This is a genomic window from Faecalibacterium sp. Marseille-Q3530 (genome assembly GCF_017377625.1).
GTDB classification, from domain to species: domain Bacteria; phylum Bacillota; class Clostridia; order Oscillospirales; family Ruminococcaceae; genus Faecalibacterium; species Faecalibacterium prausnitzii_E.
The window spans coordinates 545,147-561,937 of sequence record NZ_JAFREH010000001.1; the positions used below are offsets into that span (position 1 = coordinate 545,147).

The 16,791-nt window shown below is 65.2% G+C and carries 12 protein-coding genes; 1 reads left to right on the plus strand and 11 read right to left on the minus strand.

What is annotated here, in order from left to right; genetic code table 11:
* Nucleotide 1: 1 nt before the first annotated feature.
* From rnc to J3350_RS02510, 11 genes are all read right to left on the minus strand, one after another.
* Nucleotides 2-676 carry a ribonuclease III gene (gene rnc, locus J3350_RS02460; RefSeq protein WP_097792728.1) on the minus strand — a complete coding sequence of 225 codons (675 nt, stop codon included), beginning with the start codon at nt 674-676 and terminating at the stop codon, nt 2-4.
* An 89-nt stretch (nt 677-765) separates the two neighbouring features.
* On the minus strand, nt 766-1,776 hold the full coding sequence (gene plsX, locus J3350_RS02465; protein ID WP_097792729.1) for a phosphate acyltransferase PlsX: 1,011 nt from the start codon (nt 1,774-1,776) through the stop codon (nt 766-768).
* A gap of 165 nt (nt 1,777-1,941) precedes the next feature.
* Nucleotides 1,942-3,318, minus strand: coding sequence for a methylenetetrahydrofolate--tRNA-(uracil(54)-C(5))-methyltransferase (FADH(2)-oxidizing) TrmFO (gene trmFO / locus J3350_RS02470; RefSeq protein ID WP_207685561.1), 1,377 nt, complete (start codon nt 3,316-3,318; stop codon nt 1,942-1,944).
* A gap of 122 nt (nt 3,319-3,440) precedes the next feature.
* Complete coding sequence (gene topA, locus J3350_RS02475; RefSeq protein WP_118551589.1) at nt 3,441-5,525, minus strand: type I DNA topoisomerase; 2,085 nt, start codon at nt 5,523-5,525, stop codon at nt 3,441-3,443.
* Between the two features lie 127 nt (nt 5,526-5,652).
* Nucleotides 5,653-6,807, minus strand: a complete 1,155-nt coding sequence (gene dprA, locus J3350_RS02480; protein WP_207685562.1) for a DNA-processing protein DprA — start codon at nt 6,805-6,807, stop codon at nt 5,653-5,655.
* Nucleotides 6,804-7,586, minus strand: a complete 783-nt coding sequence (locus J3350_RS02485; protein WP_207685563.1) for an RNA methyltransferase — start codon at nt 7,584-7,586, stop codon at nt 6,804-6,806. Before J3350_RS02485 ends, dprA begins: the two co-directional genes overlap by 4 nt.
* A gap of 78 nt (nt 7,587-7,664) precedes the next feature.
* Nucleotides 7,665-8,015, minus strand: a complete 351-nt coding sequence (gene rplT / locus J3350_RS02490) for a 50S ribosomal protein L20 (protein WP_097792734.1) — start codon at nt 8,013-8,015, stop codon at nt 7,665-7,667.
* Between the two features lie 57 nt (nt 8,016-8,072).
* The gene (gene rpmI / locus J3350_RS02495) at nt 8,073-8,276 is read right to left on the minus strand and encodes a 50S ribosomal protein L35 (RefSeq protein WP_005928215.1); all 204 of its coding nucleotides are present in this window, start codon (nt 8,274-8,276) and stop codon (nt 8,073-8,075) included.
* 18 nt (nt 8,277-8,294) lie between these two features.
* The gene (infC, locus tag J3350_RS02500; RefSeq protein ID WP_081027701.1) at nt 8,295-8,846 is read right to left on the minus strand and encodes a translation initiation factor IF-3; all 552 of its coding nucleotides are present in this window, start codon (nt 8,844-8,846) and stop codon (nt 8,295-8,297) included.
* A gap of 235 nt (nt 8,847-9,081) precedes the next feature.
* Nucleotides 9,082-12,828 carry a UvrD-helicase domain-containing protein gene (locus J3350_RS02505; RefSeq protein WP_207685564.1) on the minus strand — a complete coding sequence of 1,249 codons (3,747 nt, stop codon included), beginning with the start codon at nt 12,826-12,828 and terminating at the stop codon, nt 9,082-9,084.
* Nucleotides 12,825-16,187: a PD-(D/E)XK nuclease family protein gene (locus J3350_RS02510; protein ID WP_207685565.1), complete on the minus strand. Its 3,363-nt coding sequence runs from the start codon at nt 16,185-16,187 to the stop codon at nt 12,825-12,827. The genes J3350_RS02505 and J3350_RS02510 overlap by 4 nt, the downstream gene beginning before the upstream one ends.
* A 142-nt stretch (nt 16,188-16,329) precedes the next feature.
* Here J3350_RS02510 and ruvX point away from each other — a divergent pair, with 142 nt between their 5' ends.
* Nucleotides 16,330-16,761: a Holliday junction resolvase RuvX gene (gene ruvX, locus J3350_RS02515; protein WP_118552058.1), complete on the plus strand. Its 432-nt coding sequence runs from the start codon at nt 16,330-16,332 to the stop codon at nt 16,759-16,761.
* Nucleotides 16,762-16,791 lie beyond the last annotated feature (30 nt).

Here is a 16,791-nt window from a genome sequence, read left to right on the forward strand (position 1 = left end):
CTTACTTTTCCTTTATGACTCCCAGCAGCTTGAGCGCCTCACGGGCGGCATGCTGCTCTGCCACTTTTTTGCTGCGGCCCTCGCCGCGGGCCACCTTGTCGGAGTTGAAGCGCACGGCCACCACGAAATGTTTGTCGTGGTCGGGGCCGGACTCCTGCTCGACCACGTAGCTGAGCTTTTCCTCCGGGTTCTGCTGGACGATCTCCTGCAAACGGGTCTTGTAGTCGGCCTCGGCATGTTTGCCCTCGGTGATGAAGGGCAGGATGAAATTGCGGGCCACCTCCATGCCGCCGTCCAGATACAGCGCCGCGATGACGGCTTCGAACGCATCGGACACGACGCTGGGGCGGGTGCGGCCACCGCAGCGCTCCTCGCCGCGGCCCAGGCGCAGATAGTCGCCCAGGTTGATCTCCTGTGCGAACTGGAACAGCGCCCCCTCGCTGACGAGGCTGGAGCGGATGCGGGTCAGGTCGCCCTCCGGGCGGTCGGCGTAGGCGTGGAACAGGTAATCGGCCGACACGATCTGCAGCACACTGTCGCCCAGAAATTCCAGCCGCTCATTGTGCTGCACCGGGGCACGGCTCTCGTTGGCGTAGCTGGTGTGGGTGAGCGCCGTTTCCAGCAGCCTGGGGTTCTTGAATTTGTAGCCAATGATCGTTTCGAGTGGATGACTCATAGATGCTCTATCTCCCTTATGTCATTGCGGCCGGATGCGGTCTTCCGCAGGTCAGACGCAATGCCGTTCTATAATCCTCAAAACCGTTTTTATTCCGCAGCCGGGGCGTTCAGGTCATCCAGCGCCTTCTGCATGGTGCCGCACAGGTCGTTCTCCACGCAGATCTTCGCCTGACGGATGGCGTTCTTGATGCCCTTGGCCTTGGAGGAGCCGTGGGCCTTGATGACCGGCTGCCTTGCACCCAGGAAGGGTGCGCCGCCGTACTCCTCGCTGTCCATCTGGTGCTTGAGGTCGGACACGCCGCTCTTGAGCAGCAGATAGGCCACCTTGCCGCCAAGGTTCCGGAGGAACATCTCCTTGAGCATCCCCAGCAGCATTTTGGCCACACCCTCGGTCAGCTTGAGAATGACGTTGCCGGTGAAGCCGTCGCAGACCACGACGTCCACCTCACCATTCGGCACGTCGCGAGGCTCGATGTTGCCCACGAAGCGGATGCCGGGGGTGGTCTTGAGCAGCTGGTGGGCCTCCCTGAGCATCGGAGTGCCCTTCGACTCCTCTGCGCCGTTGTTCGCCAGCGCCACGCTGGGCGAGGTGCGGCCCTCGACCCTGTTCACGTAGCAGCTGCCCATGACGGCGAATGCGGCCAGCATTTCAGGGCGGCACTCAACGTTCGCGCCGCAGTCCAGCAGCAGATAGGCCTGCTTTTTGGCGGGCACCATGGTGGCCAGCGCCGGGCGCTTGACACCCTTCAGGGTCCGGACGATGAGGCTGGCGCCCACATGCAGTGCGCCGGTGCTGCCGGCAGAGACAAAGGCGTCGCCCCGGCCCTCCTTGAGCAGGTTCAGGCCCACGACGATGGAGGAATCCTTCTTGCTGCGGATGGCGCGGGCAGGCTCATCGCACATCTCGATGGTCTCGGTGCAGTTCACCAGCTCGATGCCGTCCAACGGGATGTTGTGCTCTGCGGCGGTCTTGCGGACCAGCTCCTCATTGCCCACGCCGATGAGCGAGACGCCATACTCCTTGACGGCTGCGGCTGCGCCTTCCAGCACAGCCAGCGGGGCGTTGTCGCCGCCCATCATGTCCACGATGATCTTCATAGTAGTTCTCCCTTCTGTTTCTGGGATGTTCAGCCTCTCCGTCATCGCTGCGCGATGCCACCTCCCCTAACAGGGGAGGCCTTGGCATTTCGCAAGAGTTTTTCTTTTCGCCAGAGGCTCCCCTATCAGGGGAGCTGTCTGCGAAGCAGACTGAGAGGTTCTTTCTTACAGAGACGTTTCGTCCAGCCACTGCTGGAAACTGGCCACGGCACGTTCGGCCACAGCCATGTAGCGCAGGCGCTTGTCGCGCGGGCGGGTCTCGGCGGGCAGCGGGGGCAGGATGCCCATATTCGCGCCCATCGGCTGGAAGTGCTTGTTCTCGGTGGTCAGATACTGGAGCAGCGCACCGCACATGGTGTCCGCCGGGGGCGGGGGCAGCTGCCTGCCGGTCAGGCGGGCATACAGGCTGCGGGCCGCCAGCAGACCGCAGGCGGCGCTTTCCATATAGCCCTCAAAGCCGGTGATCTGGCCCGCAAAGAAGACGTTGGGGTGCTCGTTCAGGAAAAGGCCCGCGTTCAGCACACGGGGCGCATCGAGGAAGGTGTTCCGGTGCATGACGCCGTACCGCACGAACTCGGCGTTTTCGAGGCCGGGGATCATGCGGAACACCCGCTTCTGCTCGCCCCACTTCAGATTCGTCTGGAAGCCGACGATGTTGTACAGCGTCCGCTCCTTGTTCTCGGCGCGGAGCTGGACGTTCGCCCAGGGGCGGTGGCCGGTGTTGGGGTCCACCAGACCCACCGGGCGCAGCGGGCCGAACCGCATGGTGTCGGCACCGCGGGCCGCCATGATCTCGATGGGCATACAGCCCTCGTAGACCGTGACGGTGTCGGCCTTTTTGCCGTGGGCATCCGGGTCGGGCGCGGCTCCCTGCTCGGCACCGGCGTCAAAGTCGTGGAGCGGGGCGCGCTCGGCAGACGCCAGCGCTGCATGGAACGCCTCGTACTCGGCCTTGTTGAACGGGCAGTTCAGGTAATCCGCCTCGCCCCGGTCGTAGCGGGACGCGGCGAAGACCCGGTCGTAGTCCAGGCTCTCGGCCGTGACGATGGGGGCCACAGCATCGTAGAAATGCAGCCGCTCGTCGCCGGTCAGGCGTCCGATCTCGTCGGCCAGCGCACCATCGGTCAGCGGGCCGGTGGCCACCAGGATGGGAGCGCTCTCGTCGATCTGCTCCACCCGCTCCCGCCGGACGGTGATGTTCGGGCACTGCTCCACCCGGCGGGTGACGGCAGCGCTGAAGGCGTCGCGGTCCACGGCCAGCGCGCCGCCGGCGGCCACGCGGGCCTCCTCGGCGGCAGACAGCAGCTGGCTGCCCATCCGGCGCATCTCCTCTTTCAGCAGGCCGGAAGCGGAATCCAGCCGCTCAGCTTTCAGGCTGTTGGAGCAGATCAGCTCTGCAAAGCCTTCGCTCTTGTGGGCCGGGGAAAAGTGGGTAGGCTTCTGCTCATAGAGCGTGACGTCCACGCCCTTGCCCGCCAGCCAGAGCGCCGCCTCGCAGCCCGCCAGACCGGCACCTAAAACTGTTACATGATATTGACTCATTGATGTTTCCTTTAATCAAGCCCTCTCCGTCATTGCCTTTTGGCAAAGAGGAAAACTTTATCGTACTCGCTGAAAAAGCCCGCCCTTTGGGAGAGCCGGACGCGAAGCGGCCTGAGCGGGTCTTACTCCTTCTTCGGCACCGGCATCTCGAACCCGCAGCCCTCCTTGGCGCAGTAGAGCTTGGAGCCCTTGCGGAAGAGGGTGGAGCCGCACTTTTCGCACTTGGTGGGGACGGGGGTATCCCAGGTCATGAAATCGCAGTCGGGGTAGCGCTCGCAGCCGTAGTAGATGCGGCCCTTGGCGCTCTTGCGCTCCAGCATGCGGCCTTTGCCGCACTTGGGGCAGATGCCGCCGGTATCCTTGACCAGGCGCTTGGTGCCCCGGCACTCCGGGAAGCCGCTGCAGGCCAGGAACTTGCCGTACTTGCCCACCTTGATGACCATGGGGCGGCCGCACAGGTCGCAGACCTCGCTGGACGGCTCGTCCGGCACCTTGACCTTCTTGCCTTCCATGTTCTTTTCTGCCTGTTCGAGGCTGGCTGCAAAGCCCTGATAGAAGTCGTCCACGGTCTTGTGCCAGTCGGCCTTGCCGCTCTCGACCTTGTCGAGGTTCTTTTCCATCTCGGCGGAGAAGTCCACATCCACGATGTGGGGGAACTGCTCCAGCATCAGGCCGTCCACGGCGCGGCCCAGCAGGGTCGGCTTGAGCTTTTTCTGGTCACGCTCCACATAGCCGCGGTCGATGATGGTGGTGATGATGGGCGCATAGGTGGAGGGGCGGCCGATGCCGTTTTCTTCCAGCGCCTTGATGAGGGTGGCTTCGGTGTAGCGGGCGGGGGGCTGGGTGAACTTCTGTTCGCTCTTCAGCTCCCGCAGCTTGAGCACCTGGCCCTGCTCCAGCGGGGGCAGGCTGGTCTCCTTCTTTTCCTTCTCGTCCGTGGCCTCCTCATACAGAGCAGTAAAGCCATCAAAGGTGACGGTGTAGCCGCTGGCCTTGAACCGGTAGCCGCCCGCATACACGGTCACGGACACGGTGTCCTGCTGGCAGTCGGCCATCTGGCTGGCCATGAAGCGGCTCCAGATCATCCGGTAGAGCTTGGCGGTGTCGCCGCTGATGCTCTTGTCCACCTCGTCGGGCGTCAGGGACGGCACCGAGGGGCGGATGGCTTCGTGGGCGTCCTGCGCAGCGGTCGCGCTCTTGGTCTTCCAGGTGCGCTTGTAGGGGCAGATATACGGTTCGCCGTAAGCGCCTGCAATATACTCCTTGGCTGCGTTTACCGCTTCGTCGGAGATGCGCAGGCTGTCGGTACGCATATAGGTGATCAGACCCATGGTGCCGTGGCCCGCGATGTCCACGCCTTCGTACAGCGTCTGGGCCGCGCGCATGGTGCGGGTGGCCGTAAAGCCCAGGCGGCGGGACGCCTCCTGCTGCAAGGTACTGGTGATGAACGCCGGGGTGGGCTGCTTTGCGCGCTTGCCCTTTTTCAGCTCACCCACCGTGTACTCGGCCCCTTCCAGCCCCTTTTCGATGGCGCGGGCCTCGGCCTCGGTGTGCGGCAGCAGCTTTTTGCCCTTGTCGTCGGAGGCCAGGCGGGCCGTGAAGCTCTTGTGCCCCACGCCGAGGGTGGCATCCACATTCCAGTATTCTTCGGGCTTGAAGCCTTCGATCTCCTTTTCGCGGTCGTCGATAAGGCGGACAGCCACGCTCTGGACACGGCCGGCCGACAGGCCCCGGCGGACCTTCCGCCAGAGGAACGGGCTGAGCTTATAGCCCACCAGACGGTCCAGCACACGGCGGGCCTGCTGGGCGTTGAACAGGTCTTCGTCGATGGCGCGGGGGTGGGCCATGCCCTCCTGCACACCCTTTTTCGTGATCTCGTCGAAGGTCACGCGGTTGGGCTCATGGGGGTCCAGACCCAGGATATTGGCCAGATGCCAGCTGATGGCTTCGCCCTCACGGTCCGGGTCGGTCGCGAGAAGGACGCCGTCGGAGTGCTTGGCCTTGCTCTTGAGCTCCTTGATGAGCTTTTCCTTGCCCTTGATGCTGATGTACTGCGGCGTATAGCCGTGTTCGACATCAATGCCCAGCTGGGAGGCGGGCAGGTCGCGGATGTGGCCCATGCTGGCCGTCACCTCGTAGTCGCTGCCCAGATATTTGCCGATGGTTTTCGCCTTTGCAGGCGACTCCACGATCACCAGTTTTGACATAGTTTCTCTCCTATATAAAAAACCTTGCCATCTGCTGCCCGGCCTGCCAAAGGCTCCACGCTCCGGGGCGCCGGCATCGCGCAGCGATGACTGAGAGGTTTGAATGCTCAACTTAACATGTGCGCACCTAGCGCAGAATATACCGTTTGCCCGGCAGGCAGGCCACCCGGCCGGTCAGCTCCAGTTTCATGAGCGTACCCAGCAGCAGCGCGGTGGGCAGGCCGCTTTGCAGGCCCAGTTCCTCCACGCCCTTCGCTTTGGCCCCGATGCAGGCCAGCACCTTCCGCTCGGTCTCGCTCATCGCGGCAGGTGCCGGGCAGGGCACCGCCGGGCGGAGCGCAGCCGGGGTCAGGTGGAGCGTCTCAAACAGATTTTCCGCCTTGCAGACGGCCTTTGCCCGCCCTTCCCGCAGCAGGCCGTTGGTGCCTGCGGAGTTGGGCGAATAGATGCTGCCCGGCACCGCAAACACCGGCTTGCCATACCGTTCCGCATGGCCCACCGTGGACATGGTGCCGCTTTTTTCCTGGGCTTCCACCACCACCAGCGCCATCGACAGCGCCGCAATGAGCCGGTTGCGCTGCAAAAAGCCCACGCGGCCAATGGCTGCGCTCTCCGGCGGATACTCGCTGATGACGCAGCCGTTGGCCTCGATCTTCCGGCGCAGTTCCCGGTTGGTGGCGGGATAGGTCTTGTCGATCGGGACGCCCAGCACCCCGATGGTGGGGCGGTCTTCCCGCACGGCGGCACGGTGCCCAGCGCTGTCGAGGCCGTCGGCCAGACCGCTCACCACAATGGCACCGGCTCTGGCCAGCCCCCGCCCGATGTCCTCTGCGGCCTGCAGGCCGTACTCGGTGGGCTTGCGGCTGCCCACCATCCCCACGGTGCCGGGCTGGTTGAGCCAGGCCGGGTCCCCGGTGCAGTAGAGCACCAGCGGCATATCCGGGATGCGGGTCAGCGCCAGCGGATAGTCCGGGTCTTCATAGGTCAGGATGCGGATATTCCGGGCCGCACACCGCCGCGCAAAGGCGCGGTAATGCTCCGGCGTGTGGTCGGGCAGGAGCGCCCGCTGCGCTGCCCCCGGCCCTGCCGCGCGGCGGAACGCATCGCTCCCCCGCTGCTCCCACGCCTCCTGCGCCCCGCCAAACGCATCCAGAACGCTGCCGTTGTGGCTGCTGCCCACGCCCAGCGTCCCGGCCAGCCAGAGCCAGCAGAGCAGCGGGTCGGGGGCCGGTTCAGGCGGGAAGAAGCTGGTCTGGCCCCAGGCAGGGTCCGGCCCGCTCACAGGCTCTCCTCCCGGAAATGCCACAGCAGGATGCTGCCCGCGATGCCCGCGTTCAGGCTCTCGACCCGGTCGGTCATCGGGATGCGGACGGTGCCGTCGCAGGCGGCGATGGTAGCATCGGTCAGGCCCTGGCCCTCGCTGCCGATGACGACGCAGACGCCGCCCGGATAGCGGGACGCCGCCGCGCTCAGCGGCTGGGACTGGTACAGCGCCGCCGCGAGACAGGTGATACCCTTTTCCCGCAGGGCCGCGATGGCCTCCGGCAGGGCACCGGCCTCAATGACCGGCACCCGCACCGCCGCGCCCATGGAGGCCCGCAGGGTCTTGGGGGCAAACGGAGACGCACAGCCGTCGCTCAGGAGGACGGCATCAAAGCCGAATGCCGCCGCCGAGCGCAGCAGGGTGCCCACATTGCCGGGGTCCTGCACCCGCTCCAGCGCCAGATACCGCCCGCCGGTGCGCACCTCATCCAGTGTATGCACCGGGGTGCGGAACACGCCGAACACTCCCTGATGAGTGCCCACATCGGCGAGCTTGTCCGCCACATGGTTCTCCACCAGATAATGTTCGCCGGGCAGCGTGAGCAGCTCCGGGCATTTTTCGGCAGCGGCCCCGGTGTAGAACAGCGTTTCCAGCTCAGCCCCACGGCAGAGCTCCGGGCAGAGCTTGCGCCCCTCGGCCAGAAAACGCCCCTCGCTGCGGCGGAAGGCCGCACTGGAAGAAAGGCGGCAGGCGTATTTGATCTTCGCGTTGTCCCGGCTGGTGATTTTTTCGTCCATGCAGGCTCCTCCCGAATCCAGAAAGATACAAAAAGGACGCCCGCGTAATCTACGCGCGGGCGTCTTTGTCAAGTTCTATTAGGCGTTCTTGACGGTCTCGACCAGAGCTGCAAAGCTCTGAGGATCGTTGATGGCCATCTCGCTCAGCATCTTGCGGTTCAGCTCGATGCCTGCCTTCTTCAGGCCAGCCATGAAGGTAGAGTAGTTCATGCCCAGAGGACGGACCGCATTGTTGATGCGGGTGATCCACAGGTTGCGGAACTGACGCTTCTTCATGCGGCGGCCAGCCAGAGCGTAGTTGCCGCTCTTCATGACCTGCTGCTTGGCCATCTTGAAGTGCTTGCTCTTGCAGCCGTAGAAGCCCTTTGCCAGCTTCAGCATCTTCTTGCGACGTTTGTGAGTCATCGTAGCGCCCTTAATACGTGCCATTTTATATATCTCCTTTAGTTTCTGTCAATGTCTTGGTTGTGCGTGCGGCTCGCTTACTCAGGCGTAGGGCAGCATGCTCTTAATGGTAGCTGCGTTGGTCTTATCAACGTAGCTGGGCTGACGATAACCACGGGTCAGCTTGGTGGTCTTCTTGGTCAGGATGTGGCTGCGGAATGCGTGGCCGCGCTTGATCTTGCCGTTCTTGGTCAGCTTAAAGCGCTTCTTAGCGCCGGAGTGCGTCTTCAGTTTCATCTTAGCCATTTTAGTTTCCTCCTAAAATTAGTCCTTATTGGGTTTCGGGATCAGCAGAATGGACATCGTGCGGCCCTCAAGCACCGGCGGCTTATCCATGCTTGCCTGGGGCAGAGTCTCGGCAAAGCGTTTCAGCACGTCAGCACCCAGAGCGCTGTGCGCCATCTCACGGCCGCGGAAGCGGATCGAAGCCTTCACCTTGTGGCCGGCTGCCAGGAACTTGGCGGTCTGGTTCACTTTGGTGTTGAAGTCGTTGGTGTCAATGTTGAGCGAGAGGCGGGTCTCCTTGACTTCGACCACCTTCTGGTTCTTCTTGGCTTCCTTCTCCTTCTTCTGCTGTTCAAAACGGTATTTGCCGTAGTCCAGCACCTTGCACACAGGCGGTACAGCCTGCGGTGCGATCTTGACCAGATCGAGGCCGGCCTCCTCAGCAGCGCGCATGGCCACCTGAATGGTGACAACGCCCTTCTGCTCGCCGTCTGCTCCGATCAGGCGAACTTCACGATCACGGATCTGGCCGTTGATCTCCAGTTCCTTCGACTTTCCAGCGGTAGCGATAATGAATGCACCTCCAAACAATAATCCATAGTGTTGCAATATTTGGCATAGAAAACGCGGCCGCCCATGTTTCAGGACAGCCGCGCAAATTCACTCAAAAGCGCAGTTCGCACAAAACGAACCGGTTTTCGTATAGCCCGGAGGATGTTGTCCCTCACAAGGCGAGCGCGGCCAGGCCGTAGCTGCTTTCTTTACCGGAACAGTTTACCACACCCGGCAAAGCCTGTCAAGCATTTTTATGCGATTTTGCAGAAAATTATCCCTTCACCTCGATCAGCTTTCCCAGTTCCAGCGAATAGATACCCTTATAGGTCACCTTCTTCGGCGCAAAGCGCTTGTCGATGGCGAGGGCGTACAGGTTGAGCTGGGCGCGGTAGGCGGCAAGGAAGTCGGCCTCGGTCTTGCGGCGGTCGGTCTTATAGTCCAGCAGTTCGAGATGGTCCGGGAAGACGAGCACGATGTCCGCAATGCCCTGCACGAGGACGCTGGCTTTCGCCGCTTCGCCCTCCGGGGCCGCGCTGCCCTGTGCAGCCAGCACCGCCGAGGCGGGCAGAGCTGTGATGAAGGCCAGCTCCCGCAGCACGGCATCCGCCGCACAGATGCGGGCAAAGGCATCGCTCTCGGCAAAGCGGCGGATGCGGCGGACGTCCAGCTTTTCCGCGATCTCCGGCGGGGTCAGCTGCACGGCCACCTGACGGTCCCGCTCGGCGCAGATGGCCTCATCAAGGGTGCCGGATGTCTTTGCAGCGGCAAGGGCGGCAAAGTCGGCGTGTTCGAGGAAGGCATGCAGCGCCGTGCCCATCTCAGCGGCCGTCAGGCCATCCTTGGAGAGGAAGCCGGGGCGCTCCAGTGTCGTCTGCTCCCGCTTGTGCACGATGCTCGTGACGCTGACCTTGGCGGGCACTGCCGCCAGCGAAGCCGCCGGGTACTGCCAGGCAAAGCCCTGCCGCAGCTGTTCCGTCAACACCGGGTCGGCGGCGGGGGCCTCCGGGGCCGGGGCTTCTTCCGCAGCGGGCTGGAGCTCTTCCGGAGCCTCTTCAAAGGAAATCGCGATGGTACTGCGGGTGTCCGCAAACGGCAGTTCGAGGTTCTCGGCCAGGCGGCGCAGCGGCCCGCCGTTGGGGTGGACGAGCAGGGCCGTGCGCAGCCAGTCGGCGAAGCTGTTGGCCTGCCGGTTCAGCGTTTCCCCTGCGCCCGCCGCGAGGAAGGCCGCCGCCTTCGCCAGCGGGTTGGTCGTTTTGGTCATGCCCAGCGGGATGGTCAGGATCAATTTGTCCTGTGCGCGGGTGAGCGCCACATACAGCAGGCGCATCTGCTCGCTGCGCAGTTCGGCGGCGTGGACATTGGCCAGCGCCGCGTAGGCCGCCGTTTTATAGGAGCCTTCGCCGTCTTCGGGGCGCAGCCGCAGCCGGGCCCCGTACACTCGATGGAGCAGCCCCGGCTGGGGGGTATCGGCGGCATTGACCCGCCGGGCCGTATCCGCCACAAAGACCACCGGGAACTGCAGGCCCTTGGAACGGTGGATGGTCATGATGGTCACACAGCCGGGGCGGGAGCCGCCGGGCACGGTCTCCTGCCCGGGGGAGCCCGCCTGCGCGGCGGCGTCAATGGCGCGGATGAGGCCGGAGATGCCGTTTGCCCCGGCCCCGGCGCAGAAGGACGCGAACCGCCGGGCATCTTCCCGGCGCTTGGTGCCGTTCTCCATCACGCCCAGCGCGGCCAGATAGCCCGTGGACGCAAAGATCTCTTCGAGCAGCTGTTCCACCGGCACACTCCGGGCCATCCGGCGCAGCTCGGTCAGCCGGGCATAGAACGCCCGGACCTTCTGTTCAAAGGGGCTTTCTTCGGCGCTGTTCACGGTCAACAGCAGTGCCCCGTACAGGCTCATCCGCTGGCGATGCTGCGGTGCAGGCGTCTCCCCTGCCGCCTCCTGTGCGGCACGGCGGGCCTCGTCCTGCTGTTTCTGCAATTCCTCCGCGCGGGCACGGAGGCGGACCAGGTCGTCGTCCGTAAAGCCGAACAGCGGGCCCAGCATGGCGGCGGCAAGATAGATATCCTGCGCCGGGTTGTCGATGACCTTCAGCAGCGCGATCAGGGGCCGGATGTGGGGCGCATCCAGCAGATTTTCGCGGGCGTCCGCATAAACCGGGATGCCGTGGGCGGTCAGGGCTTCCACATAGGCCGGGAAGTCGCCGCGCGCCGCCAGCAGGATGCAGCAATCCTCGTACTGCACCGGGCGGGTGGAGCCGCCGTCCCGCACCTGCTCCCCGGAGGCCATCAGGGCTTCGATCTTCTGGGCGATGCACTCCGCGTCCGTCTCGGCGGTGTCGTCGGGCAGGAAGCAGGCCTCCACACTGCCCGCATATTCGCCCGGTGCGCCGCAGACCAGCCGCTGGCCGTCGCCGTAGGCCGTATCGCCCAGGGCGGGGGTCATGAGCTGCTCAAACAGGAAGTTGATGCCCCGCACCACTTCCGGCGCACTGCGGAAGTTCGCATCCAGCGCCAGCAGCGCGTTCTGGCCGGGCGTCCCTTCCGCCGGGCGGGGGCGGGCCGCGCCGCCGGGCAGGAGCGGCCAAGCATCCAGCTTTTCCCGGAAGATGCTGGGGTCTGCCTGCCGGAAGCGGTAGATGCTCTGTTTCAAATCGCCCACAAGGAAGAGGTCGTCCCCGGCGGGCGAAGCCAGACAGCGGTAGAGTGCGTCCTGTAAGGCGTTGGTGTCCTGATACTCGTCCACCATGACGGCCGCATAGTTCTGCCGGATGGTCTCGCAGAGCGGGGTGGGGGTGCCGTCCGGGCTGCGGAGGAGTCGAAGGGCCTGATGCTCGAAGTCGCTGAACTCCAGCAGCTTCCGCTCCTGCTTTTTGGCCGCAAAGCGGGCATCGAACGCCCGCACGGCGGCAAACAGGGCCCGCAGGCGGGGCAGGGCGGCGGCGCGGTCGGCTTCGGCCTCGTCTTCACTGCAAGAGATCAGTTCCAGGATCTGCCCGAACAGCGCAGCCGCTTCGTCGGCGCGGGTCTTGACGGCGGCTTTGTGCTCTCCGGTCAGCCGCTTTTTCATTCCCTTCAGGCCGGGCATCGGCTCCATGCCGAGCACATAGGGGGTGAGCCGGTCGTAGAGCGGGGTCCACTCCCCTGCTTCGGCCAGCCGCTCCACCTCGCCCAGCAGGGCAGCGGCCGCTTCGAGCCGTTCCAGCGGTTCAGCGAATTTATCATTGACGCCTGCCACGGCCTTGGCGCGGGCGGCATCGGTCTTTCCTTTATTCTCAGCCTCGATGCGGTCCAGGACGAGGTCGTCTTTGCAGTCGTTCCAGGCTGCGCAGAACAGCTCCCGCCCGGCTCTGGCAGCGCGGGCTGCCTCGGCCAGCAGCAGGTCGTGCCAGCAGGTCGCATCGAATCCATGCCCGGCCTGCCACGGTTCCAGAAATTCATCCAGCTTGCGGTCGTAGTCGGGCAGGGCGCGGAGAAAATCGTAGACGTGCAGGATGGTATCCCCGGCGGCTTTGTCGCTGCGGCCCTTGCCGTAGAGGTCTGCAAAGGCGCAGAAATCCGGGTCGGCATAGGCCTGTTCCAGCGTTTCGGCCAGTGCCGCCGCGCGCAGGGCCGCCACACTGCCGGGGTCGGCGGGGGAAAAGTCCGGCGGGATATCGAGCGCCTGGAAGTGCTTGCGCAGAAGGTCCAGGCAGAACGCATCAATGGTGCAGATGGGGGCGCGCTGCAGCAGCATCCGCTGGCGGCGCAGGGCCGTGTTGCCAGGTTCGGCCTGACTGCGGCGGAGCAGCGCCTGCCCGATGCGGGCCCGCAGCTCGGCTGCGGCCGCGTTCGTAAAGGTGACGATGAGCAGTTTGTCGGCGTCGATGGGGCATTCCAGGTCGGTGATGAGCCGGACGGCGCGTTCGGTCAGCACCGCCGTCTTGCCGCTGCCCGCAGCCGCACTGACCAGCAGCGCACCGCCCCGGTCGTCGATGGCGGCCTGCTGGGCGGCTGTCCATTTGGTTTCGCTCACGGCTGTTCCTCCTTTCCTTCTTCCGGCGGGGTCTCAGGGACTTCAAAAGGCTTGGCCGGGGCATCCAATGCCCGCTCGCCGATGCCGTTCTCGTGGCAGCAGATAAAGCTGTAATCGCACCACAGGCAGGGGCTTCGGCCCGTGACCAGCGGTTCGGCGGCGATCTGCCCGCCGTAGAGCTGCTCGCCCATCCGGGTCACGAGGTCGTCCAGATGCAGCCGGATGCGGTCGAGCTTGGCGCTGTCGGCGCGTTTGTCCTTCTGGTAGGGGCTGGGCACACCGCGCAGATACGAGAAGGGCAGATACCGCCCCGTCTCGTCGGCGTCCATGGCGCGGAACAGCTTCTGCTCGTCCCGCACCAGACCGTCCAGCTTGTATTCCACGCTGCGGGCTGCGTTGGCGCGGGTGGTATTCTCCGGGGCCGGGTCGGCCAGCAGATACAGAACGCCCGCCGGTTCTGCCCCGGTAAAGCGGCCGCTGCCGTCCCGCGTCAGGCTGAACAGATACAGCAGCATCTGGCAGTCGAGGCCGCAGTAGACCTCCTTCAGGTCCAGTTTTTTGCTGCCGGTCTTGTAGTCCACGACCCGCACCCAGCGGGTGCCATCCTCCTCGACCCATTCATCGGCGCGGTCCACCGTGCCCACCAGCTGGACGGTCCGCCCATCCGAGAGATGATAGGTCTGGGCGCGGACGCCGTCCCCGCCGCTGCCGATCTTCAGCTCACAGGCCACAGGCCGGAAGCTGGACTGGCGCTGTTCATCCCGCAGGTAGCACAGCAGGCTCGCCATGCTCTTTTTCAGGCGGGAGAGCAGGTAGGCAAAACGGGCTGTGTCTTCGGGCAGATAGCGGCGGGCGTATTCGTCCACCAGAAGCCCCGCCAGCTCCGCCATGGCGTCGTCGTCCAGCTCGATGAAGGGAGCCAGCATGGCGGCGCAGGGGTTGTCCGGCGCAGGGTCCGGGTCCAGTGCCATCTGCAGCACCCAGTGCATTAGGCTGCCGCTCTGGTCAGCCGAAAGCTCGGCCCGGCGGCGGGGGCGCAGGCCCAGCACGTACTGCAAAAAGTAGCCGTACCGGCAGGTATAATATTTTTCCAGCTGGCTCGGCGAGATGCGCAGCCGCCGGCCCAGCAGTTCTTCCAGTGCATCCAGGTCGCTGACCTGCCGGGGCGAAGCGTCCGCCATCCGGCGCAGCAGCTTCAGGCCCTCCGGCTCCTCGCCGCCGGGGGTGCGCAGAGCCTCGGTCAGGCTGGCGCGTTCCGTTCCGGTCAGGGGCCAGCCGCCGCCCAGGCAGTCGAGGCCGTCGGCAGGGGTCGCGGCCAGGTCGGGCAGAGCCAGCTCCGGCGGGGTCGGTTCCAGCGCCTCCACGATCGGCTCCAACGCCGCGCAGAGGGTCTGCCCCTGCCCCTTGGGCCAGCTCAGCCACAGCCCTCTGGCCGGGGCGGTGAGCGCCTTATAGAAGCAGACCTGCTCGCGGACGACCCGGTTCTCAAAGCAGTCGGGCAGGTCGATCTCCTGCGCCATCAGGGCGTCGCGGTCGGCGTGGGTCAGCAGGCCCGTCTCGCCGGGGGCCGTGGGGAACTCGCCCTCGGCAAGGCCCAGCACGAAGACATAGTCCGGCTCGTCCAGCCGCATCTTGCCCGCGCTGGCCAGTACCACGGCGTCCAGTGTCTGCGGGATATGCCCCAGGTCGGACGAACGCAGCAGCAGCCCGAACAGGTCTTCGTATTCGGCCACCGTCACGGTCTGCTCGCCCAGCAGGCGGGCCATCTCGTCCAGCAGCTCCATGACCACGTTCCACTCGCGAGCGGCCTCTTCCGCCGCCGGGATGCCCCGCGCCGCGCGGATGGCTTCCACCTGTGCCGCCTGCTGCTCCTCTGCGCCCAGCTCTTTGAGGCAGAAGTAGAGCGCCCGGCTGATGGCCTCGGCGTTGGCGTTCCGCACCTTGCCGCGCAGGGCATCGGCGGCGTTCACCAGCAGAGCGCGGGCCTTTTCGGCATCGGACAGGTTCCGGGCGTCCTCTTCGGTCAGCTCCCGATCGCCGAAGCCTTTGGGGTCGTTCCGGAACGCTGCCCGCCATGCCGCCGCATTGGGCGACCAGGTATAGGCGTAGTTTTCGAGGGCGCAGACCTCTTCTTCGGTCAGGGCGCACAGGCCCGTTTTGGCCAGCGTGGTCAGATTCTCGGTCAGGTCGGCCCCGCGGGCCAGCGCCAGCAGTGCCCGGACCGCCGTGGCCGGGGCGCTGAACTCCGGGGTGGTCGGCTCATCGCAGTAGAGCGGGATGCCCGCCATCCGGAACTCATACCGCACAGCGGCGCGGTACTTGCCGATGTCGCGGCAGACCACCGCGATCCTGCCGCACCGCACCCCCTGCCGCATCAGGCGGCGGATGGCACCGGCGGCGGCGCGGGCCTCCTCTTCCCGGCTGGGCGCAGCAAACAGCCGCACCTCGTCCGCCGGCGCTTCCAGCGGTGCACAGGTGCCGGTCTCCAGCAGCGCGGTCACTGCCGCAAGGCCGGGGGCCTCGGTGTGCCGCAGGTCCCGCCGGAGCAGCTGGGGCGCAGCCACCTCGGCCCCATTTTTGCGGGCCAGCTGGCGCAGCTGCACGGCCACCTGCTTGGCCCCCGAAAACAGACTCACATCGCCGGGCACAAGCGGTGCCCCATCGTCGCACAGGGCCACCGTCACCCTGGGCAGAGCGGCCAGCAGCGCCCCCAGCAGCCGCTTTTTGGGCGCGTTAAAGGTATCGAACTCGTCGATGAAGACCTCCCGCTCCTGCAAAAATCCCGGCACTGCGCCGCAGGCCAGCGCCTCTTCGAGCCGCGCTCCGGCCAGCTCCAGCCGGTCGGCGGGGTCCATGCCGCTGCGGGCGAGCAGGGTCTCGTAGCCCTGAAAGATCAGGGCCAGCTCCCCCAGTTTGCCGCTCTCGGCCCCGCAGCCTTTGGCAAGGTCGGCCAGCTGCTGGCCGGACAGGCCCGCGCTCTTGAGCTCGTCGATGGTCTCGGCGGCCATCTGGCAGAACGCTGCGCTCCGCCGGTTGCGGTAGTAGTAATGGACGTTTTCCTGCAATTCCTCCAGTGCGCGGCGCACCAGCACAGCGCGGCCTGCGTCCGAAAGGATCTGCACGGCTGCGCCGCCCTCCACGGACAGGATCTTCTCGGCCAGGCTCGTGAACGAAAAACTCTCCACCATGCCGGAAAGCGCATCGCCCAGTTCGCGGTAGATGCGCCCCTCGGTGGAGGAGGTGAACTGTTCCGGCACCAGCAGGATGCTCTTCTGACCCGCCTCGGCGCGGGCACGGATGCGGTGATACAGCAGCGTCGTCTTGCCGCTGCCCGACCCGCCTAAGACCAGTTGTAACATAAAAACCTCTCTTTGCTTGCCTGCCCTCTCCGTCATCGCGAAGCGCCTGAGAGGGCGTGACCTGCTCTTATTGTAACACAAAATTGCAAGAACATCTATTCTGTGATACACTGGGGAAAACCGAATGGGAAAGGATGCCATTATGAAGATATTAGCCGTTGACTACGGAGCCAGCCGCACCGGCCTTGCCACCTGCGACGCCTCCGAATTCCTCACCACCGCCATCACACCACAGATCACTCTGAAAGCCCGCCCGAAGGTGGCGGCGCGAGTGTGCGAGATCGCCGCCGAGATCCATGCCGAGCTCATCGTGGTGGGCCTGCCGCTGAACATGGACGGCACCGAGGGCGAACGCGCCGAAAAGAGCCGGAAACTGGCCAAGACGCTGCAGATCTGGAGCGGCCTGCCCGTCCGGATGTGGGACGAGCGGCAGTCCACCTGCGAAGCCGCCGATATCCTCTCCGAGACCGGCACCTTCGGTGCCCGGCGGAAAGAGATCCTCGACTCCGTCAGCGCCACCGTCATCCTCGAAGATTACCTCGCCTGGCGCAAAGAGCACCCCGGCGAGATCTGAGCAGCAAAAAAGGCTCCCACTGCCACGGGA